Annotated in this window: 22 protein-coding genes and 1 riboswitch; of the genes, 17 read left to right on the top strand and 5 right to left on the bottom strand. The window is 69.5% G+C overall.

The features are described from left to right. Nucleotides 1-32: 32 nt before the first annotated feature. Nucleotides 33-470 carry a CBS domain-containing protein gene (locus NR798_RS27870; RefSeq protein ID WP_375765543.1) on the bottom strand — a complete coding sequence of 146 codons (438 nt, stop codon included), beginning with the start codon at nt 468-470 and terminating at the stop codon, nt 33-35. 238 nt (nt 471-708) lie between these two features. After that, a riboswitch (TPP riboswitch) is annotated at nt 709-817 on the top strand. Nucleotides 818-852: 35 nt separating this feature from the next. Here NR798_RS27870 and thiC point away from each other — a divergent pair. Continuing rightward, nucleotides 853-2712 carry a phosphomethylpyrimidine synthase ThiC gene (gene thiC / locus NR798_RS27865; RefSeq protein ID WP_375765542.1) on the top strand — a complete coding sequence of 620 codons (1860 nt, stop codon included), beginning with the start codon at nt 853-855 and terminating at the stop codon, nt 2710-2712. Between the two features lie 129 nt (nt 2713-2841). Further along, nucleotides 2842-3228 (top strand): DUF4870 domain-containing protein, encoded by a 387-nt coding sequence (locus tag NR798_RS27860; protein WP_375765541.1) that lies wholly within the window; start codon nt 2842-2844, stop codon nt 3226-3228. 13 nt (nt 3229-3241) lie between these two features. Here NR798_RS27860 and moaA read toward each other — a convergent pair whose 3' ends face one another. Next, nucleotides 3242-4240 (bottom strand): GTP 3',8-cyclase MoaA, encoded by a 999-nt coding sequence (gene moaA / locus NR798_RS27855; protein WP_375765540.1) that lies wholly within the window; start codon nt 4238-4240, stop codon nt 3242-3244. Between the two features lie 443 nt (nt 4241-4683). Here moaA and NR798_RS27850 point away from each other — a divergent pair, with 443 nt between their 5' ends. Both NR798_RS27850 and NR798_RS27845 read left to right on the top strand, forming a co-directional pair. Then, on the top strand, nt 4684-6246 hold the full coding sequence (locus NR798_RS27850; protein WP_375765539.1) for a Tox-REase-5 domain-containing protein: 1563 nt from the start codon (nt 4684-4686) through the stop codon (nt 6244-6246). Nucleotides 6247-6258: 12 nt separating this feature from the next. Continuing rightward, a complete protein-coding gene (locus NR798_RS27845; RefSeq protein ID WP_375765538.1) occupies nt 6259-7002 on the top strand; it encodes an Imm52 family immunity protein in 744 nt (247 codons plus the stop codon). 85 nt (nt 7003-7087) lie between these two features. Here NR798_RS27845 and NR798_RS27840 read toward each other — a convergent pair whose 3' ends face one another. Together NR798_RS27840 and thiO are read right to left on the bottom strand one after the other, a co-directional pair. Next, complete coding sequence (locus NR798_RS27840) at nt 7088-8428, bottom strand: HD domain-containing phosphohydrolase (protein ID WP_375765537.1); 1341 nt, start codon at nt 8426-8428, stop codon at nt 7088-7090. A 110-nt stretch (nt 8429-8538) separates the two neighbouring features. Next, a complete protein-coding gene (gene thiO, locus NR798_RS27835; RefSeq protein ID WP_375765536.1) occupies nt 8539-9648 on the bottom strand; it encodes a glycine oxidase ThiO in 1110 nt (369 codons plus the stop codon). 299 nt (nt 9649-9947) lie between these two features. On the opposite strand from thiO, the gene hisG reads away from it, so the two are divergent. The 9 genes from hisG to hisIE are packed head-to-tail and all read left to right on the top strand — an operon-like array spanning nt 9948 to nt 17125. After that, nucleotides 9948-10802, top strand: a complete 855-nt coding sequence (gene hisG / locus NR798_RS27830) for an ATP phosphoribosyltransferase (protein ID WP_375765535.1) — start codon at nt 9948-9950, stop codon at nt 10800-10802. Next, nucleotides 10799-12100, top strand: a complete 1302-nt coding sequence (gene hisD / locus NR798_RS27825) for a histidinol dehydrogenase (RefSeq protein WP_375765534.1) — start codon at nt 10799-10801, stop codon at nt 12098-12100. The genes hisG and hisD overlap by 4 nt, the downstream gene beginning before the upstream one ends. Then, entirely contained in the window at nt 12097-13134 is a 1038-nt protein-coding gene (locus NR798_RS27820; RefSeq protein ID WP_375765533.1) for a pyridoxal phosphate-dependent aminotransferase, read from the top strand. Before hisD ends, NR798_RS27820 begins: the two co-directional genes overlap by 4 nt. Then, on the top strand, nt 13131-13724 hold the full coding sequence (gene hisH, locus NR798_RS27815) for an imidazole glycerol phosphate synthase subunit HisH (protein ID WP_375765532.1): 594 nt from the start codon (nt 13131-13133) through the stop codon (nt 13722-13724). The genes NR798_RS27820 and hisH overlap by 4 nt, the downstream gene beginning before the upstream one ends. After that, on the top strand, nt 13721-14434 hold the full coding sequence (locus NR798_RS27810) for a HisA/HisF-related TIM barrel protein (RefSeq protein ID WP_375765531.1): 714 nt from the start codon (nt 13721-13723) through the stop codon (nt 14432-14434). The genes hisH and NR798_RS27810 overlap by 4 nt, the downstream gene beginning before the upstream one ends. After that, nucleotides 14431-14967 (top strand): imidazoleglycerol-phosphate dehydratase, encoded by a 537-nt coding sequence (locus NR798_RS27805; protein WP_375765530.1) that lies wholly within the window; start codon nt 14431-14433, stop codon nt 14965-14967. Before NR798_RS27810 ends, NR798_RS27805 begins: the two co-directional genes overlap by 4 nt. After that, on the top strand, nt 14967-15725 hold the full coding sequence (gene hisF, locus NR798_RS27800; RefSeq protein ID WP_375765529.1) for an imidazole glycerol phosphate synthase subunit HisF: 759 nt from the start codon (nt 14967-14969) through the stop codon (nt 15723-15725). The genes NR798_RS27805 and hisF overlap by 1 nt, the downstream gene beginning before the upstream one ends. Then, the gene (gene hisN, locus NR798_RS27795) at nt 15726-16499 is read left to right on the top strand and encodes a histidinol-phosphatase (RefSeq protein WP_375765528.1); all 774 of its coding nucleotides are present in this window, start codon (nt 15726-15728) and stop codon (nt 16497-16499) included. Further along, nucleotides 16499-17125 (top strand): bifunctional phosphoribosyl-AMP cyclohydrolase/phosphoribosyl-ATP diphosphatase HisIE, encoded by a 627-nt coding sequence (gene hisIE, locus NR798_RS27790; protein WP_375765527.1) that lies wholly within the window; start codon nt 16499-16501, stop codon nt 17123-17125. Before hisN ends, hisIE begins: the two co-directional genes overlap by 1 nt. A 100-nt stretch (nt 17126-17225) precedes the next feature. Here hisIE and NR798_RS27785 read toward each other — a convergent pair whose 3' ends face one another. After that, nucleotides 17226-18263, bottom strand: a complete 1038-nt coding sequence (locus tag NR798_RS27785; RefSeq protein WP_375765526.1) for a hypothetical protein — start codon at nt 18261-18263, stop codon at nt 17226-17228. A 231-nt stretch (nt 18264-18494) separates the two neighbouring features. Between NR798_RS27785 and NR798_RS27780 the strand changes: the two genes are divergently transcribed. The 4 genes from NR798_RS27780 (at nt 18495) to NR798_RS27765 (ending at nt 26265) form a co-directional block, all read left to right on the top strand. Continuing rightward, nucleotides 18495-20315: an N-acetylmuramoyl-L-alanine amidase gene (locus NR798_RS27780; RefSeq protein ID WP_375765525.1), complete on the top strand. Its 1821-nt coding sequence runs from the start codon at nt 18495-18497 to the stop codon at nt 20313-20315. 111 nt (nt 20316-20426) lie between these two features. Further along, complete coding sequence (locus NR798_RS27775; protein WP_375765524.1) at nt 20427-22127, top strand: LGFP repeat-containing protein; 1701 nt, start codon at nt 20427-20429, stop codon at nt 22125-22127. 57 nt (nt 22128-22184) lie between these two features. After that, entirely contained in the window at nt 22185-23759 is a 1575-nt protein-coding gene (locus tag NR798_RS27770; protein ID WP_375765523.1) for a peptidoglycan DD-metalloendopeptidase family protein, read from the top strand. A gap of 133 nt (nt 23760-23892) precedes the next feature. After that, nucleotides 23893-26265, top strand: a complete 2373-nt coding sequence (locus NR798_RS27765; protein ID WP_375765522.1) for a carboxypeptidase regulatory-like domain-containing protein — start codon at nt 23893-23895, stop codon at nt 26263-26265. Nucleotides 26266-26269 lie beyond the last annotated feature (4 nt).

Here is a 26269-nt window from a genome sequence, read left to right as displayed (position 1 = left end):
TCTTGGCCCTTCCCGGGCCGCTGCGGCTCAACTCATGCTTCGTACTCGGCCGCGAGGCTGCGGCGATCCATGTCCTCGATGAGGTGCTGGGCGAAGCGGACCATGTCCGCCTCGGTGAGGATGCCGATGAGCGTTCCGTCCGCGCTCACCACGGGCAGGCAGCCGAACTTGTTGTCCAGCATCAGCGTCACCGCCTCGCGGGTGGAGGTGTCCGCGCGCACCGTCTTCACGTCGCGCACCATCACATCCGAGGCCCACAGCGGCTGCTGGGACGGATCCGCCCCGCCGCACTTCGCCGCGGCCCGCAGCAGGTCGCGGTGGGTGATGAGCCCGACGAGCTTGTCTCCTCGCACCACGGGCAGGTGGCGGATGCGATGCAAGCGGAGCAACTCCTCGGCCATGGCCAGGTTCTGGGTCTCGGTGATGGTGACCAGGCTGCTGCGGGTCATCAGCTCTCCAACGGTCTGCATGGCGTGGCTCCGTCCTGAAGAATCGTGGCTCTTGAAAGAAGCTATTGCAGGATCGGTTCCAAGGCGTGTCCCCTCGGGAGCCCGCCACGTTGGCTGCCCTGGCGGGGGTTGCCTGGCGCATCCTTTTCGCTCTGGGAGGCACCCACCGCAGAGGCTGCGCGCCCGGCTGTCCGCTTCCTGGCGGACAGGGGACCCTCCAGTCGGTTGATACCCGGTCCTCCGGTGCGCTACACACTCGCCCCATCGCTAGGGGTGCCCCCGCTCAGGGGCTGAGACGGCCGTGAAGCGGCCAACCCTTGGAACCTGAACCGGTTCGTACCGGCGGAGGGAAGCGGCGGGCGCTCCACGCCTCGCCTGTCCTCCGTGCATTGAGGAGAGTGACGTGAGCGGAGCCTCGAAGAGCCTCAAGGTGGATGGCAAGGTGCTGGAGGGCATTACCCAGGGCCCCCTGCCGGCCTCGCGCAAGGTGTACGTGCCCGGCGTGCTGCACCCGGACGTCCGCGTGCCCATGCGGGAGATCAGCCAGACGCCCACCCGGCAGGGTCATGGGCCGGACGCGAAGGTGACGCCCAACCCCTCCATCTTCGTCTACGACCCGAGCGGCCCGTACACGGACCCGGGCGCCTCCATCGATCTGCGCGCGGGCCTGCCCGCGGTGCGCTCCGAGTGGATCCACCGTCGCGGCGACGTGGAGGAGCTGGCCGGCATCACCTCCGAGTATGGCCGCGCCCGCGAGGCGGATCCGCGCCTGGCCGGGCTGCGCTTCGGCCACCGCCGCAAGCCGCTGGTGGCGAAGCCGGGCGCCAACGTCACCCAGCTGCACTACGCCCGCAAGGGCATCATCACCCCCGAGATGGAGTACGTGGCCATCCGCGAGAACCTCAAGCGCGAGGCCGCGGCCGCCGAGCTGTCCCGGCAGCATCCGGGCCAGTCCTGGGGCGCCGCCATCCCCCGGGAGATCACCCCCGAGTTCGTCCGGGACGAGATCGCGCGCGGCCGCGCCATCATCCCGGCCAACATCAACCACCCGGAGCTGGAGCCGATGATCATCGGCCGCAACTTCCTGGTGAAGATCAACGCCAACCTCGGCAACTCGGCCGTCACGTCCTCCATCGAGGAGGAGGTGGAGAAGATGGTCTGGTCCATCCGCTGGGGCGCGGACACGGTGATGGACCTGTCCACCGGCCGCAACATCCACGAGACGCGCGAGTGGATTCTGCGCAACGCCCCGGTGCCCATCGGCACGGTGCCCATCTACCAGGCGCTGGAGAAGGTGGGCGGCAAGGCCGAGGAGCTCACCTGGGAGATCTACCGCGACACCCTCATCGAGCAGTGCGAGCAGGGCGTGGACTACTTCACCATCCACGCGGGCGTGCTGCTGCGCTACATCCCGCTCACGGCCAGGCGCGTCACGGGCATCGTCAGCCGCGGTGGCTCCATCCTGGCCAAGTGGTGCCTGGCCCACCACAAGGAGAACTTCCTCTACACGCACTTCGAGGAGATCTGCGAGATCCTCAAGGCGTACGACGTCAGCTTCAGCCTGGGAGACGGGCTGCGGCCGGGCTCCATCGCGGACGCCAACGACGCGGCGCAGTTCGGCGAGCTGGAGACGCTCGGCGAGCTGACGAAGATCGCCTGGAAGCACGACGTGCAGGTGATGATCGAGGGCCCGGGCCACGTGCCCATGCACCTCATCCAGGAGAACATGACGAAGCAGCTGGCGGTGTGCCACGAGGCGCCCTTCTACACGCTGGGGCCCCTCACCATGGACATCGCCCCGGGGTACGACCATTTCACCAGCGGCATCGGCGCGGCGATGATCGGCTGGTTCGGCACGGCGATGCTCTGCTACGTCACGCCCAAGGAGCACCTGGGCCTGCCCAACCGGGATGACGTGAAGGAGGGCGTCATCACCTACAAGATCGCCGCCCACGCGGCGGACCTCGCCAAGGGGCACCCGGGCGCACAGATCCGCGACAACGCCCTGTCCAAGGCCCGCTTCGAGTTCCGCTGGGAGGATCAGTTCAACCTCTCGTTGGATCCCGAGCGCGCCCGCGCCTTCCACGACGAGACGCTGCCCGCCGAGGGCGCCAAGGTGGCCCACTTCTGCTCCATGTGCGGCCCGCAGTTCTGCTCGATGAAGATCACCCAGGACGTGCGGGACTACGCGGAGAAGGTCGAGGCCGGCATGGCCGAGAAGAGCGAGGAGTTCAAGAAGGCCGGCGGGGAGATCTACCGCTGAAGTCCCATGGTCCTCTGGGCGCCCGGGATGACCCGCCGGGTCATTCCGGGTGACCTGCCGGGTCGCTGTTTCGTGACTTTTCCCCCGGGCTGGCGGAAGATGACTCCGTCAGCACGCGAGGGGTGCGTCATGGAGACTCAACAGCAGCTCGGCTCGTTCATCACCGGCTCGCCGGAGCCGACGGCAGACGAGAAGCTCTGGGGCGCGCTCGCGCACGCGAGCCCCGTGGTGCTGTCGGCCCTCGGGCCCCTGCTCGTCATGCTCCTCAAGGGCAACCAGTCCGTCTGGGTGGAGCGGCAGGCGAAGGAGGCCCTCAACTTCCAGCTCACGGTGCTCGCCGCCGCCGCCGTGCTGATCGTCGCGGGCCTGCTCTTGTTCTGCTTCGGGGGCTTCCTGCTCTGGAAGCTGCTGGCGCCCCTGTGGCTGGTGGGCACCGTGGTGTCGATCTACGCGGGCATCAAGGCCCACGAAGGGGCGATGTACCGCTACCCGTTCAGCGTCCGGCTGGTGAAGTAGGGCCGCTGGCGGCTCAGCCGCCGATCCCCATCATCGACAGCAGGGAGGTACCGGCGCCGGGCTCGGTGAAGCGGTGGCCGTCCGGCTTCTCCCCGAGGGCACCGCGGATGGCCAGGGCGAGCTCCGCGTCCGTGGCGCCCCCGCGGATGAGCGTGTGCAGCGGCGCCTGGGCGCGTCCGCCGAGGCAGCTGCGCAGGTCCCCGTTGGAGGCCACGCGTACGCGGTTGCAGCCGCCACAGAAGTTCTGGGTGAGGGGAGAGATGAAGCCCACCCGCCCTCCGGGAGCGCGCCAGTACTGAGCCGGGCCCGCGGAGGCGCCCTGCGGCTCCTCATCCGGCACCAGCGCGAGGCCACCGGCCTGGAGCCGCTCCACCAGTTGCGCGGTGGGCACCGGGGTGCCCTGGCCAAAGGGCATCAGCTCGATGAAGCGCGGGGTGATGCCCCGGGCGTGCGCGTAGGCGATGAGCGCCGCCACCTCGGTGTCGTTCACCCCGCTCATCACCACGGCGTTGAGCTTCAGCGAGGCGTAGCCCGCGCCCACCGCCGCGTCGATGCCGCGCAGGGTGGTGGCGAAGTCCCCCTGCTTGGAGATGCGCCGGAAGGTGTCCTCGGACAGGGTGTCCAGGCTGATGTTGAGCTGGGTGACGCCCGCCTGGCGCAGGGGCACGGCCAGCCGCTCCAGGTGGCTGGCGTTGGTGGTGATGGCCAGCCACTCCACCCCGGGGACCGCGGCGATGCGCTGGGCCACCTCGAGGATGTCCGGGCGGATGAGGGGCTCGCCCCCGGTGAGCCGCACCCGGCGGATGCCCATGCGCGCGAAGACGGAGACGATGCGCTCGAACTCCTCGGGCGTCAGCAGGTCCTTCTTCCCACCCCAGCTGGCCGGCGAGCAGTACGTGCAGCGGAAGTTGCACCGGTCCGTCACGGACAGGCGCAGGTACGTCATGGTCCTCCCCTGGGCGTCCTGCAGTGGCGGGGTCAGGGGATCCCTATGGGGGAGGGGGGCGGTCATGAGGAGGGCTCGACTATTAACCGACGGGCCCTCGTCTGGCATCCCCGAAGGCGGCATTTCGTCAGGTGGGGGGGTATTCAGGCGCTCGCTTTCGATTGGCCTGGTGGGAGCGCTCGCCCGCCATGCACCGGCCCGGGCCGCGCGAGGTTCGGCGCCGTTGTGGAAGGAGATGGCGGTCGTGGCGTCAGTGCTCGAAAACGGGAGGCACCTCCGTCCAGGTGTAGACGTCTACACTTGGTGTGGGTTTTTTGGCTACATGTCCAGGTGTAGATGTCTACACCTGAAGCTCGCTGGGCGCCGCAGGGAAGACGGTGGGCGATTCGCGGCGTGGTGAGTCCACGAATGCATCGCAGGCTCATGGGTAGCTGCTTGACCGTCCCCGCCCTGTGTCCCTGAAGTCGCGGGGTCTGTTTTCCAGTCCATGCGGGGGAGGGCGGTGCGACGTGTCCACTCGTGTCGTTGGGGCGCTCCCCTCGGGCGCGCGGCTGCTTCTGGCGCTGGTCCTGGCGGTGCTCCTCGGCGGGTGCACCACGGGCCATCCGCGTGCGAGCCTGACGAGCGGCTTCGGGCTCCACTCGCGGCCCACCTCGCGCCGTGACGGTGCGGGACCCCGGTGGCTCGCTGTCCCTGCTGCGCTGGGAGAGACGGAGGGCGCCGCGGGCGGTTTCCCCGAGCAGACGCGGGACTTCTTCCAGGTTGTGCAGGAGGCCAGCGGCCTCGGGGAGGAGGCCCGGCACCCGGCGGGTGCGGCGCTCTACGTGGAGCAGGCGCACCAGTTGCTGGGCCGGTTGGCGAAGACGCCCGTGACGCAACGGAGCTTCGCCCCGCGCCAGGCGTTGTGCTGGCTGCTGCGCGAGGTGCTCGAGGGCGGCGAGCGCGTGGACTACGACGACTTGAAGTGGCGCGCCGAGCGCTTCGCGCCGCTGGTGCTGGTGCGCCCGGATGGCTACCTGGTGACGGCGCTCGACGGCACGCCCCTTCAGCGCCTGGGCTCCCTGGAGTTGGTGGAGGGCGAGTGGCGCGTGGGCCGCCTGGTGGTGGGCGGCTTCTACGTCTCCCACGGGGGCGTCTTCTACCCGGCCACCGAGGCCCTGCGGCGCGCGGACGGCCCACCCCTGGCGGAGCTGGGCCTTGGGAGGGACGCGCTCAACGCCGCGCTCGACGGAGGCCAGCAGGCCCTGGCGGAGATGGCGCTGGCGCTGGCGCACACCGTGCTCCACCCTATCCGCACGCTGGAGGACCTGGGGCAGTTGCCCACCACGGTGGCACAGCTCATCGCCTCCTCGCCCGAGTACTTCGCGCGCTACGGGGCCATGTCGCGCGAGGACCAGATACGCGAGGCGGCGCGCCTGTCCACGCACCTGCTCCTGCTGCTGGGAGGGGCGAGGGCCACGGTGGGGCGCCTGGGCGGACTGGGGGCGGAGCTGCCGGTGCTGTCCGTCACGGCCGATGGCGAGCTGGTGCTGGGCGGAGCCGTGGTGGCCGCGGGCACCACGGCCACGGTGGACTTGAGCGCCCTCTCCATCCTCCACATGGCGGGCAGTGGCCAGGGAAACACTGGCGGCGCGAGCGGCAAGGCGGGGAAGTCCCCCCAGGCGGCTCCGGCGCGCGCGCCCGGCAGATGGACGTACAAGAAGCCCACCACCGGCTCCAAGCGCTCCCTGGACTACCAGGAGCAGGTGACGGGGCGGCCCGCTTGGTGGGTGTACCTGGTGGGGAAGCTGGAGTTCGACGGCTTCACGCTGGGGAAACTGCTGGAGGCCAAGGGCCCCGGCTACTGCTCCTTCTTCGAGGTGGATGGCACGCCCAAACCCTGGTTCGAGGCGTCTGGCGGGTTCACGCAGCTGATGGAGCAAGCCGAGAGACAGTCGAAGGCGGCCAAAGACTTGGGGATACCGGTGAGCTGGCATGTCGCCGATGCCAGCGTGGCGAAGTTCCTTCGCGATCTCTTCAAGGAGAACAACTGGACGAACATCACGGTCCAGTACACGCCACCCGTGCAGTAGAAAGGGGCACGCATGCAAGACAAGTATTACGCCGGAGCGTACTGGGGCCCGCGCCAGGAGACGGCGCTGGAGTGTGCGCGGCGCGCGGAGCTCTTCTTCCACATGCTGGCGCGCTGTGACCCGACCTTCACCCAGTGGTACGGGGCGGGCCGTGGCTTCCCCCGCGAGCTGCCGGGCTGGCCCGTCTGCCCGGAGATGAAGGAGCTGGAGACACTCTTCCTCAAGGGCAGGAACCGCACCGACGTCGGCAGGGAGGTCATCGAGGATCTGGGCTTCCGCCAGTTTGTGTGGAACTCCAAGAAGGAGGCCACGAAACTCCACCTCTCCTGCGGCAAATACTCGCCGTGCGGAGGGCCCAATCTGTGCCTGCTCTACCCCCCCAAGCAGGGCGCGGTCCGGGAGCGGCTGCTGCGCGCGCCCGTGCTGACCGAGGTGCTCACGTGCATGGCCACGGCGTGGGACCCCGACTTCGCCATGGCCAGCTCCTCGGAGATGGTGGACCTCATGGAGGAGGGCGAGTTCGAGGTACGGGTGGGCTGGCTGACGTACCTGTCGCGCCGCCTGGGCACGCTGCCGCCGCTGCCCGCGCCCGTGCGCATCGAACCGGTGGGGACACTGGGCTGGCTCCTGGTGCTCTCCCCCGAGCCCATGACGGCGGGCAACCCCGAGCACGTGGCCCTCACCGCCCGCGTGCGCGAGCTACTCGACCGGGCGGGTCTCATCGAGCGTCCTCAACCCGAGCCCGCCAGCGAGTGACACGCGCCGGGAACCGCAAGCGGCTGCTGGCGCGGTGCAGGTGTAGATGTCTACACCTGACGTCCGCCTGAAGCCGGAGGAAGGCTCAGTCTCGTGAATTACCCTGGCGGCCCCCGGCCAGGACCGAGAGGACCACCGGCTGCTCCGGGCGGCTGGCCGTGGAGGCGGCCCCCACTGCCGGGGCGGGGGAGGAGGAGGGAGCGGCCGGAGCGGGGCTGGCGCCACGCGTGGCCGGAGCCGTTGCCGGAGGGATCCCCGGGCCCGGGATGCTCTGGTCGATGTCGTCCAGGTCGTCCGTGAGCCGGGCGAGCGTGGCCTCGGCCTCCTGGGCCTGGGCCTCGGCCTGCACCAGCGTCAGCTTGCGCAGGTGCATGTCCTCCTTGATCTTGATGAGCGCCTGCTCACCGATGTCGAGGAAGGCCCGGACCACGTCGCGGTCGAACTGGGTGCCGGCGCAGCGGGTGATCTCCGCGATGGCGTTGGCGAAGGTGGTGCCCTTGCGGTAGGGCCGGTCGCTCGTCATCGCGTCCAGGGTGTCCGCCACGGCGAAGATGCGCGCGCCGATATGGATCTCCTGGCCCCGGAGGTTGCGCGGGTAGCCCTGCCCATCCCAGCGCTCCTGGTGCGACAGCACGATCTGCGCCGGCGTGGCCAGGAAGGGGATGTTCTGGATCATCTGGAAGCCGATGTCCGGATGCTTGCGCATCTCCTGCCACTCCTCGGGCGTGAGCTTGCCCGGCTTGAGCAGCACGGCGTCCGGCACGCCAATCTTGCCGATGTCGTGCAGCAGGGCGCCGCGGCCGATCTCCTCCAGCTCCTGGCCCTTGATGCCCATGCGCTCGGCGACGGCGCTGGTGTAGCGCACCACGCGCTGCGAGTGGTCCGACGTCTCGTGCTCGCGCGCGTCCAGTGCCGCCACCAGGGCCAGCAGCGTGGACTGGTAGGTGTGAGCGATGTCGCGCAGCGCGTTGCGCAACTCGGTGGTGCGGTCCCGCACCTTGCGCTCCAGCTTCTTCTGGTAGCGCTTGCGAGCCAGCTCGATGCGGCGCTTGGCGAGCGCCCGCTCGATGGCACGGATGAGGTCCGTGAGCTTGGGTGGCTTGAGGAGGTAGTCGACAGCGCCCCGGCGCAGGCAGTCCACGGCGGACTCGGTGTCGCCGTAGCCGGTGAGCATGATGACGGAGGTGTCCGGATAGCGCTCGCGCAGCTGCTCGAGCAGCCACAGGCCATCCTTGCCCGGCATCTTCATGTCGCTGATGACCAGCGGCGTCTCTTCCTGACTGGCGATGTCCAGGGCCATTTCGGCGCCACTGGCCACCACGCAGTTGTATCCCTCCTCCCTGAGGAGGACGGAGATGACGTCGCGTACAGAATCGTCGTCGTCGACGATCAGGATCCGGGGAGGTACGGGAGGAATGGCTTCCACAGGGGGGATTCTAGGAGGATCGGGGCGCGGAAGGCCAACCCGACGCGGTTTTTCGACTTTCCCGGCTGCTCGGCCGGGTTGTCTGGGGGGTGGAATGTCTCCCCGGCGGCTCAGCGGCGGGGGAAGCGATCGAAACGGAACGGTGTGAGGTCCAAGGAGGGGGTTTCCCCGAGGACGGCCTGGGCCATGAGCCGGGCGGTGATGGGGGCCAGGAGGATGCCGTTGCGGAAGTGTCCCGTGGCCAGGAAGAGGCCGGGCAGGGGGCCGGCACCCAGGATGGGCAGGTGGTCGTCGGTGTAGGGCCTCAGGCCCGCCCAGGTCTCCTGCACCGGGGCCGAGGCCAGCGCCGGGCACAGCTCCATGGCCAGCGAGAGGATGCGGTGCAGGCCCTCGGCGGTGACGTGCTTCTCGAAGCCGGCGAACTCCAGGGTGCTGCCAGCGATGACCCGGCCATCCGCCCGGGGGATGACGTAGCCCTTGTCGGAGAAGAGGACGTGGGAGAAGAGCGGCAGCCGGGTCTGCAGTTGCACCATCTGCCCTCGGGCCGGGCGCACCACGCGGGGATCCACCGACACGCCCTGCACCAGGCCGGACCAGGAGCCGGCGGCGATGACCACCGCGTCCGCGCGCAGGGTCTCCCCATCCAGGTCCACGCCCACCACCCGGCCGTGCTCCTCCACCACCCCGCGCACGTAGCCGGTGCGGAAGCTGGCGCCCACCTTCGCGGCGGCCATGGTGAGGGCCCGCGTGAGCAGCCGGTTGTCCACCTGATGGTCATCCGGGAACCGGGCGGCGGCCACCACCTCGGGCGAGAGCTGGGGCTCCAGGGCGCGCACCTCGGCCGGGCCGAGCAGCTCCGCGCGCAGGTCCAGGGCGCGCTGCCAGTCCACGGTGGCCTTCAGGCGCTGGGCGGAGGACTCGTCGAAGGCCAGGTGCAGCAGGCCGCTGGACAGGTAGTCCACGTTGACGCCGGTGAGGGCCCGCAGCTCCGCGGCGAACTCCGGGTACAGGGCCCGGCTGCGCAGGCACAGCTCCAGGAAGGGCCCGGGGCCCTCGGACTCCATCTGGGGAGCGAGGATGCCACCGGCCGCGCTGGAGGCCTCGGCCCCGGGGATGGAGCGCTCCAGCACCGTCACCCGGGCACCCGCCTGGCGCAGCCTCAGGGCGATGCCACAGCCCATCACCCCGCCACCGACGATGATCACGTTGGCGTCACGCATCGCGCCGCTTGTGCTCGCTCGGGAAGCGGTTTGCAAGCGGGGTTTTCTAGCTTTGTGAGAAGGCCGGGTTGACGGGACGGGGGGGTCTCGGTTACTCAAGGGTCCCGTGCGTTTCGCGTCCACCCACCATCATCATGCGCATCATCATCGGCCCTCCGACGGGACCGGTCTCCGTGCGCATGCCTGGGTTGACGCGTAGAAACGCTCCCATGCAACCGCCGCAGTGAACGGAAGCCCGTCCCACCAGGACGGGCTTTTTTCGTTTCCGCGCTCGTCCTCTCACCCCTCAGGTACTCACGATGCTGAAGATCGCCCTGCCCAACAAAGGCCGCCTCTCCGAAGAGGTCCGCGAGCTGTTCAACGATGCCGGTCTGGAAGTGAAGGTCCGCGGAGAGCGGGCCCTCACCGCGTCGCTCGGCGGCGAGTTCGAGGCCATCTTCGTCCGCGCCCAGGACATCCCCGAGTTCGTCGCCGATGGCGCGGCGGACGCGGGCGTCACCGGGTGGGACCTGGTGTGCGAGTCCGGCCGCGAGCTGGTGCAGCTGATGGACCTGGAGTTCGGCCGGTGCCGGCTGGTGGTGGCCGCCCGCGAGGAGAGCGGCATCGAGAAGCTCGAGGACGTCAAGGACGGGGTGCGGGTGGCGTCGTCCTTCACGCGGCTGACGGCGGAGTTCTTCACCAAGCGCGGGCAGCAGGTGACGGTGGTGCCGGTGTCGGGCGCCACGGAGATCGCCCCGCACCTGGGCATCGCCGACATCATCGTGGACCTGACGTCCACGGGCTCGACGCTGAAGATGAATGGCCTGCGCGAGGTGGGGACCGTCGTCCAGTCGAGCGCGCGGCTGATCGCCCGCAAGGACCACGCGCCCGAGGCGTCGGCGAAGCTGGAGGAGCTGACGCAGGCGCTGAGCTCAGTGCTGGCGGCCCGGGGCAAGCGCTACCTGATGGCCAACGTGCCGCGCCGCGTGCTGCCTGGCGTGCGCGAGGTGCTGCCGGGCCTCAACGGCCCCACCGTGGTGGACGTGCAGGGCGGTGACTTCGTGGCCGTGCACGCCGTGGTGCCCGCCAAGAGCATCTACCGCACCATCGCCGCCCTGAAGAACCTGGGCTGCGAGGGCATCCTCGTCACCCGCATCGAGAGGCTGATGCCGTGAACCCCGCCCTCATCAAATACCGGGGACGCCTCCAGGCGCTCACCCCCGAGGCGCGCCGCCGCCTGCTGGACCGGACGGGCACGTCGGACACCCGCGTCGCGCAGCGCACCGCGGACCTCATCGCCCGCGTGCGCCGGGACGGGGACAAGGCGCTGCGCGACATGGCGCGCGAGTTCGACCGCGCGGAGCTCCAATCCCTGGAGGTGCCGCGCTCCGTGTGCGAGGAGGCGCTGGCCTCGCTGGAGCCGAAGCTGAAGGACGCGCTGACCCGTGCGGCGCGCAACATCGCCAAGGCACACGCGGCGCAGAAGCCCCAGGCCACCGAGGTGGAGACGGAGCCGGGCATCATCGTGGGACGCCGGCCGGATCCGCTCGGGCGCGTGGGCGTGTACGCACCGGGTGGCCGCGCCGTGTACCCGAGCAGCGTGCTGATGGGCGTGGTGCCCGCGAAGGTGGCCGGGGTGGGCGAGGTCATCGTCTGCTCGCCACCGGGGCCGGATGGGAAGCCCTCGGCGGGGGTGCTGGCGGCGGCGGCACTGGCTGGCGCGGATCGCGTCTTCGCCCTCGGCGGAGCGGGCGCGGTGGCGGCCCTGGCCTACGGCACCCAGAGCGTGCCGCGGGTGGACCGCATCGTCGGCCCCGGCAATGCCTACGTGGCCGCGGCCAAGCTGCAGGTGGTGGACGCGGTGGCCATCGACGCGCCGGCGGGGCCCAGTGAGATCCTCGTGGTGGCGGACAGCTCGGCGGACCCCGAGGCGGTGGCGCGGGAGATGCTGGCCCAGGCCGAGCACGATCCGGATGCCTGCTGCGTGACGGTGACGGTGGGCGACGTGCTGGCCAAGGCGGTGGCCGCGGCGGTGGAGCGGGCGGCGGGCCGGGCGAAGCGCCAGGAGATCGTCACCAAGGCCCTGAGCGAGCGCGGCGCGGTGCTGAGCGTGGACACGCTGGATGAGGCCTGGCCCTTCGTGGCGGAGTTCGCCCCCGAGCACCTGCTCATCGCCACCACGTCGCCCATGGCGGATCTGCCCAAGGCGCGCAACGCGGGCACGGTGTTCGTGGGCCAGTACGCCTCGGTGGCGTACGGCGACTACATGACGGGCGCCAACCACGTGCTGCCCACCGCGGGCCTCGCCCGGGCGTACTCGGGACTGAGCGTGCTCGACTTCTACCGGTGGACCACCTACCAGCGCGTCACCCGCGACGCGGCGGCCCGGCTCGCCGAGGACGTGGGCCTGCTCGCTGACAGCGAGGGCCTCTTCGCCCACGCCGAGGCCGCTCGCGGCTGGAGGAAGTCATGAGCCTGCCCTCGCGCGCCTCCTACCGGGACATCCCGCTGTACTCGCCCTCCAAGGTGAAGTGCGGCGTGGACCTGAGCGACAACACCAACCTCTTCGGCATGCCCCCGTCCGCCGAGCGCATCCTGCGCGAGACGGTGGCCTCCCAGGTGAGCCGCTACCCCGTGGGCTACGCCCCGGAGCTCAAGCAGGCCGTGGCCCGCTACACCGGCGTGGATGCCTCGCGCGTCACCACCGGGTGCGGCTCGGACGACGTCATCGACAGCACCCTGCGCGCCTTCCTGGAGCCCGGGGAGCTCATCGCCTTCCCGGACCCCACCTTCGTGATGATGTCCTACTTCTCGAAGGTGAACGGCCTGCGCTACGCGGCGGTGCCGCTCCAGGCGGACCTCGACATCGACGTGGACGGGCTGCTCGCCACCGGGGCGAAGCTCCTCTACGTGTGCTCGCCCAACAACCCCACGGGCACGGTGGCCTCGCGGGCCGCGCTGGAGCGGCTGGTGGACAACGCCCCTGGCATCGTCCTGCTGGACGAGGCCTACGCCGAGTTCGCCCGGGAGAGCCACCTGGACCTGGCCTCGCGGCCCAACGTGCTCGTCACGCGCACGCTGTCCAAGGCCTTCGGGCTGGCGGGCCTGCGGGTGGGCTACGCGGTGGGCAACCCCACGCTCATCGCCGAGGTGGAGAAGGCCCGCGGGCCCTACAAGGTGACGGGCCTGTCCGAGCGCATGGCCGCCGCGGCGCTGTCCGAGGACCTGCCGTGGATGAAGGCCCGGGCCGAGGAGGCGCTGGCCATCCGCGCCCGGCTGGTGGCCGAGCTGGAGAAGCTGGGGCTGAAGACGCTGCCGTCCGAGGCCAACTTCGTGATGGTGCCGCTGCCCGGCGCCCCCGCGGTGGCGGAGCGGATGCGGCAGCGGGACGTGAACGTTCGTGCATTCCAGGGACTCAAGGGCATCGGGGACGCGCTCCGCATCGGTTGCGCTCCCTGGACCCAGATCGAAGCGGCGCTCGGTGCGCTGCGGGAGACGCTGCGGTGAGAGTGACGCTATTCGACTACGGAGCGGGCAACCTGCACTCGCTGGCCAAGGCGCTCGCCACGGCGCCGGACGTGGAGGTGCGCGTGCAGGAGGATCCCCTCCGGGCGCTCGACACGGACGTGCTGGTGCTGCCGGGGGTGGGTGCCTTCGGCGCGGCGGCGGCCCGGTTGGAGCCGGGGCGCGACAAGATGCGGCAGGCGCTGGAGGACGGCCTGCCGTGCCTGGGCATCTGCCTGGGCATGCAGCTCATGTTCGACACCAGCGACGAGGGCGGGGGCTGGGGCCTGGGCTTCTTCCGCGGCCAGGTGACGAAGCTGCGCTCGCGGCGCGTGCCCCACATCGGGTGGAACTCGGTGGAGGAGGACACCGCCCTGAAGAGCGCGAAGCTGGGAAGCGTCTACTACGCGCACAGCTTCGTCTGCCGCGCCGAGGAGTCCCGGGTGGTGGTGGGCTGGACGACGCACGAGGAGGACCGCTTCCCCGCGGCGGTGCGGCGCGGGAACGTGCTCGGCGTGCAGTTCCACCCGGAGAAGAGCTCGGTGGCGGGTGTGCGCTTCGTGCAGGCCTTCCTCGAGGAGGTGCGGAAGTGATCGCCATTCCTGCCATCGACCTGCGCGAGGGCGCCTGCGTGCAACTGGTGGGCGGCTCCTACGCCGACGAGCGGGTGCGGGTGAAGGATCCGCTGGACGCGCTCAAGCGCTGGCGCTCGTTCGGCTTCAAGACGTTCCACGTGGTGGACCTGGACGCCGCGCTCGGCAAGGGCTCCAACGAGGGCCCCATCGGGAAGCTGCTGACCCACGAGCCGGGCCTCACCTTCTCGGTGGGCGGCGGTGTGCGGAGCACGGCCAAGGCGGAGGCGGTGCTCGCGCTGGGCGCCTCCTACGTGGTGGTGGGCACCAAGGCCATCGAGGATCCGGCGTGGCTGCGCGAGGTGGCCGAGCGCTTCCCGGGCCGGGTGGTGGTGGCCGCGGACGTGAAGGGCCGCGAGGTGGTGACGCGCGGCTGGACGGCCGGCAGCGCCCAGGACATCGGCGACGTGCTGAAGACGCTGGAGCCCCTGCCGCTGGGTGGCCTGCTGGTGACGGCGGTGCACAAGGAAGGGCAGATGGAGGGCGTGGATCTGCCGCTCATGGAGGAGGTGGCCCGGTCGAGCCGGCATCCGCTGTTCGCCTCGGGCGGCGTGACGACGGTGGAGGACCTGAGGGCCCTCGGGCGGGTGGGGACCTTCGGGGCCGTCATCGGCATGGCGCTGTACACGGGCAAGCTGGACGCCACCGACGTGGCGCGGGAGTTCGCATGACCACCATCGTTCGCGAGACGAAGGAGACGAAGGTCACGGTGGAGATCGCCCTGGGCAAGGGCCTCGCCAAGGTGGACACGGGGCTGCCCTTCTTCGATCACATGCTGTCCACCTTCGCGCGCTACGCGGGCCTGGACCTGACGCTGCACGCCCGCGGCGACCTGCGGCACCACCTCATGGAGGACGTGGCCATCACCCTGGGCACCGCGGTGCAGAAGGTGATTCCCGCCACGGCCGCCCGCTACGGCGAGCGCACCGTCCCCATGGACGACGCGCTGGTGCAGGCCGTCATCGACGTGGCCGGCCGCTTCTATTACCGGGGGCCGCTGCGCAACAAGCTGTACGAGCACGTCATGCGCTCGTTCTGCGAGCACGCCAAGGTGACGCTGCACCTCCGCATTCTGCGCGGCAAGGACAGCCACCACGTGACGGAGGCGGCCTTCAAGGCGCTCGGCATGGCGCTGCGCGACGCGATGGTGGACTCGGGAGTGGTGTTCAGCACGAAGGGCGCGGTCGCCCTGGAGGTGAAGTGATGCTCACGCGGCGGCTGATCGTCTGTCTGGATGTGAAGGGTGGGCGCGTGGTGAAGGGCGTCCAGTTCGAGGGCCTGCGCGACGTGGGAGATCCCGTCGAGCTGGCCATGCGCTACGAGGAGGCGGGCGCCGACGAGGTGACGTTCCTCGACATCTCCGCGAGCAACGAGGAGCGCGGCACGCTGTGGGAGCTGGTGCACCGCACGGCGGAGCGGCTGTTCATCCCGCTGACGGTGGGCGGCGGCGTGCGCACGGTGGATGACGTGGGCCGGGCGCTGCGGGCGGGCGCGGACAAGGTGAGCCTCAACTCGGCGGCGGTCGCCCGGCCCGAGGTGCTCACCGAGTGCGCCGAGCGCTTCGGCGCCCAGTGCGTGGTGGCGAGCATCGACGCCAAGCGCGACGGCGACAAGTGGCGCGTCTACACGCACGGCGGCAAGAAGGCCACGGACCTGGACGCCGTGACGTGGGCGCGCGAGTGCGTGAAACGTGGGGCAGGTGAAATCCTGCTCACGAGCATTGACCGGGACGGAGCCCGTTCGGGGTATGACCTGGAGCTGACGCGGACGATCGCCGAGCAGGTGGACGTTCCGGTCATCGCCTCGGGTGGTGCGGGCAACGCGGAGCACGTCCTGGCCGCGCTGCGGGAAGGGAAGGCGGAAGCGGCGCTGGTGGCGGGAATCCTCCACGACGGCGTCACCACCGTCGGGGCGATCAAGGAGCTGCTCCAGAAGAGCGGCCTGGGGATCAGGAGCCTCTGAATGGATGCGCAGACGTTGATGCAGGCGGCGGAGGAAGTGGCGCGCAAGTCGGGCGACGTTGCCCTGGGCTACTTCCGCCAGGGCGTCACGGTGGATACCAAGGGGGACGGCACGCCGGTGACGGTGGCGGACCGGACCGCCGAGAAGACGGCGCGCGAGTGGATCGAAGCCCGCTTCCCCGAGGACGGCATCCTCGGGGAGGAGTTCGGCGAGACGCGGGCCGGGGCCAAGCGCCGGTGGATCCTCGACCCGATCGACGGGACGAAGACATTCATCCGGGGCGTGCCGCTGTGGGGCACGCTGGTGGCGGTGGCCGAGGGCGAGAAGATCCTCGCGGGCGCGGCGTACTTCCCGCCGGTGGGGGAGATGCTGGTGGCGGCGCCGGGGCAGGGGTGCTGGTGGAACGGGAAGCGGACGCGGGTGTCGGCGGAAGCGGAGCTGTCCCGGGCGGTGGTGCTGTCCACGGACGAGCGCTTCCAGGTGCACCCGGAGCGAGGGGCGAAGTGGCGGGCGCTGACGGCCAAGGCGTCCATCGCCCGGACGTGGGGTGACTGCTACGGCTACCTGCTGGTGGCCACGGGGCGGGCGGAGGCGATGATCGACGAGGTGCTGTCGCCGTGGGACGCGGCGGCGCTGCAGCCCATCATCGAGGAGGCGGGTGGAGTATTCACGGACTGGACGGGGACGAGGACCTCGTTCGGCGGCAACGCGATCGCGACGAACGCGGCGCTCGCGGAGCAGGTGCGCGAGCTGCTGGGCGCGAAGAGGGCATGATGTTGGACTTGTCGAAGCTGGATTTCACCAAGGGCAACGGGCTGGTGACGGTGGTGACGCAGGACGCGCACTCGGGCGACCTGCTGATGGTGGCGCACGCGGACCGCGAGGCGTTGGAGAAGACGCTGGAGACGGGCGAGATGTACTACCGCTCGCGCACGCGGGGCCTGTGGCACAAGGGCGGCACGAGCGGCAACGTGCAGCGCGTGGTGTCCCTGACGGCGGACTGCGACGGGGACGCGGTGCTGGCGCGGGTGGAGAAGGCGGGCCCGGCGTGCCACACCGGCGCGGAGACCTGCTTCGAGATCGGTCCGGTGGACGCGCTCGTGGAACTGGACCGGACCATTGCCCAGCGCGCGGCGAAGGCGCCGGAGCCGGGGGAGAAGCCGAGCTACACGCGGCGGCTCCTGGACGACCGCAACCTGCGCCTGAAGAAGATTGGCGAGGAGGGGGCGGAGCTGGTGACGGCGTGCGCGGATGGGGATAAGGAGCGCGCGACGGAGGAAGCGGCGGACGTGCTCTACCACGTGCTGGTGGCGGTGCGGCCGCTGGGCATCACGCTGGATGACGTGAAGGCGGTGCTCGCGCGCCGGGCGGGAAAGCCCGTCACCCCCGCCAAGAAGTAGCGCTTCCACCAGAACACCCAGCACACCCCACCCATCACTCCGCCCATCTCCCCTCGCCCTCCGGGAGAGGGACGAGGTGAGGGTGCCTGTGTCCCCCTGCCTAATCCCGCGCAGGGGGAGTCGCGGCGCGGACGGTGTCCAGGAACGCCTTCAGGCCCGGGGCTTGCCGCTCCTCCTCGGTGAAGTCCACGCCTCGCGACTTCATCTGTTTCAGCGCCTCGCGCGTCGCGTTCAAGGCATCCAGGCGGTACCTCTCGCGGATCGGATCCGGCGCCTGCTTCGGCCCGGACGGGGCCGGGAAGTACCCCAGGTTCAACGTCACCAGCACGTGCAGGGGCAACGAGCCCAGGGAACGCGACACCACACGCTCCCGCGGCGCCAGGGGGGTGGGGAACAGCGCGTGGAACCGCTCCGCCGAGAAGCTCTCTCCCCTGGAGAGCTCCTGGAAGGCCGGGTGCTCCTGACGGAGCTCCTCCAGCCATTTCTCCCGGCCCAGCTCGGCGAGGCGGGACGCCAACCGGTCCCGCTGCTGGAGGTAGAAGGGCGCGTCCGCGGGTGAGAAGCCCGAGCGCTCCTTGAGCTTCGGGTAGAGCCGGTACATCGCGTCCAGGGCCGGCGTGTGGAAGGTGCCCGACGCCACAACGGGGGATGTGTCGGCGAAGAGGCCCATCAAGAGGTTCTCCGCCAGGTGATGTTTCATCAACTGCTCGGGCGGGAGGGAGAGCACGTACTGCTCGATGCGCTCGACTTGCGAGGGCTCCAGATGGAGACCGGGTGCGACCCGATCCGGCTGGAAGAAGAAGTCCGCGAGCTTCTTCACGCCACCGGGGGACGTCATCTCGACGACCAGATTCTCGCTGCCCCGTTCGCGCGAGGATTTCTCGCTCAACGCGACCACCATGAACGCCACCAGGGACACGGGAATGACAAGCGCCACACAGAGCGCCACGATGGAGCGCGTCTTGTCCAACCAGCGCGGGATGGACGAGCCCCCCGCGAAGAGCAGCACGGCCGCGACCCCGACCCAGAACGCGACGGTGCCCAGGCTCGTCATGCGCGAGGACGTGGGGTTGAGACCCGGTGCCGCCCAGATGCCCAGGGCCAGCAACGCGAGCGCGATCAGCTTGATGACAACCAAGGACGTCCCTCCCATCCGCGCAACATCTCTCATCCATCTGGCAGAATAATCCGCCTGACGCGTAATCCCTTCAGAAATAGGAGATCTAGAAAAAACCGCGCACTCTTTTTTCGCGGAATTTTGGGACACGGCCCGGCTCGTCGCCTCTTCCAGTTGAGTTCCCCTCGCCCCCGTCATCCGCGAGGCCAGGAACTGCCCATTCGAACGGCGTGATGACGCCTGGAGGAAGCGATGAAGAACAGGTCTGGAATGCTCATGCTCACCGCCGCGCTGGCCTTGGCGCAGGGGTGCGACATGAACGAGCAGCAGGTGTCCGCCGCTCCCGCCGCCGAGGTGGATGTGAAGGCGACGGAGGCCTCCGCGCGCGAGGACGAGTCCTTCGACGGGCTCTTCCGGGAGGCGGGCAAGGAGTTCAACGTGCCGCCCGCGCTGCTCAAGTCCATCTCGTTCGTGCAGACGCGCTACCAGATGGTGGAGGGCGCCGAGGAGTTCGAGGGCCGCCCGTCCGCCTACGGCCTGATGGCACTCTCGGGTGCGGTGCTCGAGGAGGGCGCGAAGCGGGCCGGCGTCACGGTGGAGCAGGCGAAGAAGGACGCGCGCTCCAACGTCCGGGCGGCGGCGGCGCTGCTGTCGAACCGCGCGGATGCGCTGCGGATCGACCGGGCGCGGGCGGACCAGTGGGCGCCGGCGGTGGCCGAGGTGTCCGGCATCGAGTCCGAGGAGGGGCGTCGCAGCTTCGTCCAGAACGAGGTCTTCCGAGTGGTCCGCCTGGGCCTGGGGACGCTCTCGAAGGAGTGGGCCGCGAGTGGACAGGGCATGGCCGTGGAGGAGCTGGGGACGCAGACCCAGGCGCTCGCCGGTCCGGACTACGCCCCGGCCATCTGGAGGCCCTCGCCCAACTACAACGCCCGGCCCATGGGCGTGAAGATGGTGGTCATCCACACCTGTGAGAGTGGCTACTCGGGATGCTGGAGCTGGCTGACCAACAGCACCTCGCAGGTGAGCGCGCACTACGTGGTGCGCGAGGACGGCGGGGAGATCAGCCAGTTGGTGCGGGACGGCAGCCGGGCCTGGCACATCGGCGCGACCTACGACTGCGCCAACAACAGCGGCGTGGAGTGCGGGCTGAACGGGCGGAGCTCCAATGACTTCACCATCGGCATCGAGCACGGCGGGTATGCGTCGACGGTGAACTGGCCGGTGGCGCAGATCGACGCCTCGGCGAGGCTGCTGTGCGACATGACGCGTGACCATGGGATTCCGCGGGACCGCTACCACGTGGTGGGGCACGGCAAGCTGCAGCCGTACAACCGCACGGATCCCGGTGCGAACTGGCCCTGGACGGACTACCTCAACCGGGCCAACGCGCACTGCGGCTGCACGGTGGGTGGGGCGATCCTCACGCGCTACAACCAGCTGGGCGGAGCCGGTGGCTTCCTCGGCGGGTGCGTGACGAGCGAGCTGACGACGCCGGACGGCATCGGCCGCTACAACCACTTCCAGAATGGCAGCATCTACTGGACGCAGAACACGGGGGCCTGGGAGGTGTGGGGGCAGATCCGCATCAAGTGGGAGCAGCTGGGCTGGGAGAAGAGCGCGCTGGGCTATCCCATCACCGGTGAGCTGACGACGCCGGACACCATCGGCCGCTACAACCACTTCCAGAATGGCAGCATCTACTGGACGCCGGACACGGGGGCGCACGAGGTGCGCGGCTTCATCCGGGCCAGGTGGGAGCAGCTGGGCTGGGAGACGAGTCCGCTGGGCTACCCCATTACGGATGAGACGGGAACGCCGGACGGGGTGGGCCGCTTCAACCACTTCCGCAAGGCCGGCATCGAGGGCAGCATCTACTGGACGCCGACGACGGGCGCGTGGGCGGTGTACGGCGCCATCCGGGCCAAGTGGGCGGAGCTGGGCTGGGAGAAGAGCGCGCTGGGCTACCCGGTGCGCGACGAGTACGCCGTCACCGGTGGCCGGGAGAGCGAGTTCCAGAAGGGCTTCATCACCTACAACGCCTCCACTGGCGCGCTCACCGTGCGCATGAAGTAGCGCGCATGTCCCCTCTCCCCCCGGGAGACGGACGGGGTGGGGGGAGCCGTCCCGTGCTCCACCTCACCCCGCACCACCCCTTCCATTTTCCACTTCCCCCCGAGAAGACCCATGCGCCTGTTGCGCCGTTTGATGCTGTTCTGTGCCCTGACCGCCATCAGTTGCGGTGCTCCCCAAGAAACCCAGCGCGTGGACGAGCTGACGGGCGAGGTCCTGCTCGAGGTGACCGCGACCCACGACATGCACCGGCTGATGGAGGATGCCGACCTGACCGGTGGCGCCTCGATTACTCCCGAGCAGGTGCAACAGTTCCTCCAGCAGAAGGGCTCCTATCTGGCCGGGTACCGGGACCCGGTGTGGAGCAACAAGACGGCCGCCACGCTCATCGTCGAGCGTTCCCGCGCGTACTCCATCAGCCCGCTCTACATCCTGGCGCGCATCCAGATCGAGTCGGGCCTCATCCAGAGCGGTACCTCGAACAACCTGGCCAAGGCCACCGGTTGCGGCTGTCCGGACAGTGGCGGCTGCAACGTGAGCTACTCGGGCTTTGGCAATCAGGTGGAGTGCGGTGCCGCGAAGATCCGGAACTATTTGAAGGATCTGGACGCGGGCAGGACCACGGTCAGCGGGTGGAAGGTCGGTCTCACCAAGCAGACGCTGGATCCCTGCACGGTGACGCCCGCCACCAAGGCCACCGCCGCGCTCTACACGTACACCCCCTGGGTGGGCGCATATGCCGTCCAGTGCGGATATGACAGCGTGGGCGGCTCCTCGCTCGTGGCGGAGGTCTTCAAGCGCTACCGGAGCGAATACGCCTGGGGCGCGTGCACGGTGGGTGGGGCGATCCTCACGCGCTACAACCAGCTGGGTGGCTCCGGGGGCTTTCTCGGCTCGTGCGTGACGAGCGAGCTGGCGACGCCGGACGGAGCGGGCCGCTACAACCACTTCCAGAACGGCAGCATCTACTGGACGCAGAACACGGGTGCCTGGGAGGTGTGGGGGCAGATCCGCATCAAGTGGGAGCAGTTGGGCTGGGAGCGCAGCGTCCTGGGCTATCCCATCACCGGTGAGCTGACGACGCCGGACGGAGCGGGCCGCTACAACCACTTCCAGAATGGCAGCATCTACTGGACGCAGGCGACGGGCGCCTGGGAGATCCACGGAGACATCCGCGCGAAGTGGGAGCAACTGGGGTGGGAGAAGTCGAATCTGGGCTACCCGACTTCGGGCGAGCTGGCGACGCCGGACGGAGCGGGCCGCTACAACCACTTCGAGAATGGCAGCATCTACTGGACGCAGACGACGGGAGCGCGCGAGGTGCGCGGCCTCATCCATGCGAAGTGGGCGGAGCTGGGCTGGGAGAAGAGCTACCTGGGCTACCCGACGACGGATGAGCAGGCGACCGCGGATGGAGTGGGCCGCTTCAACCACTTCCAGCGGGGCAGCATCTACTTTACGCCGGCGACGGGCGCGCACGAGGTGATTGGAGACATCAACACCAAGTGGGTGGAGTTGGGGCGGCAGGCGGGCCTGCTGGGCTACCCGTTGACGGACGAGACGAAGACGCCGGACGGGGTGGGGCGCTTCAACCACTTCCAGAATGGCAGCATCTACTGGACGCCGACGACGGGGGCGCACGAGGTGCACGGCCCCATCCGCGCCAAGTGGGAGTCGCTGGGCTGGGAGACGGGTGCGCTGGGCTACCCGGTGCGCGACGAGTACGCCGTCACGGGCGGCCGTGAGAGCGAGTTCCAGAAGGGCTTCCTCATGCTCAACACCGCCACCAACACCGTCACCGTCCGCATGAAGTAGCAATTCCACGCCTTGAGCCCGCACCGGATCGTTCCCCCTCGCAGGATGGAAATCCCCATGAAAGTCGAAGCTTTGCTGAATCCCCGTACGTGGCTGTCAGGTCTGTCACTGGCGCTACTTCTGAGCGGCACTGGCTGCGGTTCCGAGGACCCGAATGCGGCCACGCAGGAGGAGCCCTCGCAGGAGGAGGCCCTCACCATGGCCCTGGCGCGGCCCAACTTCCAGGCCCCCTTCGCCTGCGGGCAGTCCTGGACGTACAGCCACCACAGCGCCGAGGTGCGGCGCGCGCTCGACTTCGTGAAGAATGGCGGGGACACCAACGGCCAGCCCCAGTTCGCCTCGGCGGCGGGTTACGCCACGCGCCACTTCCAGGACGGCGGCGCGGGCAACTACATCAAGATCGACCACGGCGGCGGGTGGATGACGTACTACTTCCACCTGTCCGCCTACTCGGTGCCGAACGGCACCCAGGTGGCGCAGGGCCAGCAAATCGGCGTGACGGGGAGCACCGGCGCGAGCAGCGGACCGCACGTCCACTACGAGCAACTGCTCAACGGAGTGGGCCAGGACATCGTCCTCAACGGCGTGTCGCTCGCGCCCTATCCCAGCAGCTACGGCTCCAGGAGCATCATCAGCAACAACTGCCCTTGCGTGATCATGGGGGACATCAAGGCCAAGTACGACGCGGTGAACGGTCCCGTGCTGCTGGGCGCCTGCCAGGCCGGAGAGCTGTCCACGCCGGACGGGGTGGGGCGCTACAACCACTTCGAGCGCGGTAGCATCTACTGGACGCAGACGCTGGGCGCGCACGTGGTGATGGGGCAGATCCGCCTCAAGTGGGAGCAGCTGGGCTGGGAGCGCAGCGTCCTGGGTTATCCCATCACCGACGAGCTGGTGACGCCGGACGGGCGCGGCCGCTACAACCACTTCGAGCGCGGCAGCATCTACTGGACGCCGGAGCTGGGGGCCTGGGAGATCCACGGGAACATCCGCGCCAAGTGGGAGCAGCTGGGCTGGGAGAAGAGCCAGCTGGGCTACCCGAAGACGGGCGAGCTGGCGACGCCGGACGGAGCGGGCCGCTACAACCACTTCGAGAATGGCAGCATCTACTGGACGCAGACGACGGGAGCGCACGAGGTGCGCGGCCTCATCCAGGCCAAGTGGGCGGAGCTGGGCTGGGAGAAGAGCTACCTGGGCTACCCGACGACGGATGAGCAGGCGACCGCGGATGGAGTGGGCCGCTTCAACCACTTCCAGCGCGGCAGCATCTACTTCACGCCGGCGACAGGTGCGCACGAGGTGATTGGAGACATCAACACCAAGTGGGTGGAGTTGGGGCGGCAGGCGGGCCTGCTGGGCTACCCGTTGACGGACGAGACGAAGACGCCGGACGGGGTGGGGCGCTTCAACCACTTCCAGAATGGCAGCATCTACTGGACGTCGACGACGGGGGCGCACGAGGTGCACGGCCCCATCCGCGCCAAGTGGGAGTCGCTGGGCTGGGAGACGGGTGCGCTGGGCTACCCGGTGCGCGACGAGTACGCCGTCACGGGCGGCCGTGAGAGCGAGTTCCAGAAGGGCTTCCTCACGCTCAACACCGCCACCAACACCGTCACCGTTCGCATGAAGTAGCGCATTTCCCCTCTCCCGGGGTGAGGGTATCCGACACCGTGTTTGACCCCACTCGGACGTCCCCGCGAGCCATGCGCTATGTTTGGCCTTCATGGCGCGTGGCGCTCGCGGGGAGCGCGCGGGGAGGGGCCTCATGCGACGTCAGTGGGTGTTCGCGGCAGCGCTCGTGGTGCTGGGCCTGGGACTCTGGCTGGCCGTCCAGGCTCCATCGGCGGCCCCGTCACGGGAGCCCTCCGTTGGCTCCCGCGCCTCCGGCTCCGGGTCCAGCACCGCCCTTCGGGCCCTGCTCCAGGCCGCTCCCAGTGCACCGGGTGACGCGCGCCCTCACATCCGAGGCCTCGTGCGCGGTCCGAAGGGCCCTGTGCCGGGAGCGGTGGTGCTCGCCTCGGCCCTCGTGGCGGGTGAGTCCCTCTCGACGCTGAGCTGTGCGGAAGGCGCAACCGGGCAGGCCTTGCTCGACTGTGACTGGAAGCTGAAGGACGAGCAATTGGTGACCCTGGTGGAGCAGCGTCAGGGCGAGGCGCCCGTCCTGTCTCGCGCGGTCACGCAGGAGGACGGCACGTTTTCATTGGAGGGGCTGTCCGCGGGGCTGTACTCGCTCTGGGTGGAGAGCGCCGAGGGGATGGGCCTGCGGCACGGCGTGGCCGCCGGGGAAGAGGGCGTGGAACTGCGGCTCGGCGCGGGCGTGCGGCTGTCGGGCCGTGTGATGGATGAGGAGGAGGCGCCCGTTCCGGGGGCGCTCGTCACCGCCATCTTCATGGCGCACAGCCGCTACTTCGAGACGTTCACCGATGAGCGGGGTGGCTATCACCTGGGTCCCATTCCCCCCGGCGGTTACGTGCTCGTCATCTCGAAGGACGGGCTGCTGTCCTCGGTGGACAGGTTCCAGGGCCATGAGGGCGAGGGGGCGCTGACGTCCACCCTGTACCGCCCGCGGCGGATCTCGGGCCGCGTCCTGCTCGCGGGCGAGCCGGTGGTTGGAGCGGAGGTGCTCGTTCAGCGCTCCTTGCGCAGGTCCAACTCCAGGACGCTCACGGACGCGGCGGGACGCTTCTCCTTCGAGGGTCTTCAGCCGGACGTCCAGGAGCTCATCGCCACGCATGGCGGATACGGTGGCTTCCTGGACGTCTTCAAGGACGAGGCGGGTGAGTTCAAGCGCGCACCCGACTCCGCGGACGTCACGCTGGAGCTGGCTCCGGTCACCCATCTCCAGGGCGTGGTGCTCGACGAGACACGGCGGCCCATCGAGGGCGCGTGGGTCCGTGCGACGCAGGAGCTCGAGGAGGAGTTCATCGTGGCGTCCGGGCGCACGGATGCACAGGGGTGGTACCGCCTGGGTCCGGGTCCGGTGAGGCCCGGTCTGGTGCAGTTCGATGTGCGCGCGAAAGGGCACGTCTCTCTCCGCGAGCAGACGCAGTCCGTTGCCCAGGGGCAGGGCTCCGTGGACTTCACCCTGAAGCGGGCGGCGATCGTCGAGGGAGTCGTGGTGGATGCAGCGGGGCAGCCAGTCGAGGGCGCGTACGTGGTGCTGCGCACGCCCGAGGACGAGACTGTCGCCAGCGCCAATGACGGCAGACTGACAGAGCCGGATGGAAGGTTCTCCGTGGATGCCCCCACCCCCGGCGCCTACCGTCTCCGTGTCGCCGGAAGCAAGATGGTGAAACGGGTGCTGGAGATCTCCGCCCCGTCGAGCCAGCGCATCGTCGTCGAGCGGCTGCCCGCCATCGAGGTTTCGGTCGTGGATGAGGCGGGAGTGCCCCGGCCGGGCGTCGTGGTGAGTCTCTGGTCCGAGGCGGTTGAGATAACCCAAGACAGGGGCGCTCGCGGCATCACGAATCTCCAGGGCCGCTACTCGCTCGCGGCGCCCGGTGAGGGCCGGTATCGCGTCGCCGCCGAGCTGATCCAGGATGATTTCGCTCGCAGCACCTCCCAGGAGATCGACGTCGGCAAGGCAGGCGCTCAGGTGCGGCTGAGCTTCGAGGCGGGGCGGCGCCTCTCGGGCGTCGTGGTGGACCGGAGGGGCCAACCCCTCGTGAATGCCGGGGTCCGCGTGTTGCCCGTCTTGCACGCGACGCCGTTGGGGTGTGGCAGTCCGGTTGAACGAGTGAATACCGGCTCCGACGGCCGCTTCACCTTCCAGTCGGTCTCGGGTGAGCAGCTCGAGCTGCACGTCTGGAAGTATGGCTACCTGAAGGCTTCAGGGGTGGAGGGGCGAACAGGCCTCCCCTTGGAGCCTGATGCGCGCGAGGTGCGCGTCGTTCTCGTGAAGTCCGCGGACATCAAGGGCCGGGTGGTCCGGGCGGATGGCTCGCCGGTCACGGTCTTCCGCTTGAATGGCGAGGAGATGGAGGACGACGAAGGCCGGTTCTTCCTGCCCATCCATCGCACGGAAACCATGCAGCTCGAGCTGTCCGAGCCCGGCTCCCAGGACGCACCCGTGCGGCGGACCGTGTACGTCCAGGAAGAGGTGGATGTGGACCTGGGGACGATCACCCTCGGGCGGTGAGGGG

This window comes from Archangium gephyra, assembly GCF_042230915.1.
Taxonomy (GTDB): domain Bacteria; phylum Myxococcota; class Myxococcia; order Myxococcales; family Myxococcaceae; genus Archangium; species Archangium gephyra_B.
The sequence above is the reverse complement of the archived record's forward strand: the minus strand, read 5'-3'. Positions and strand labels throughout refer to the sequence as shown.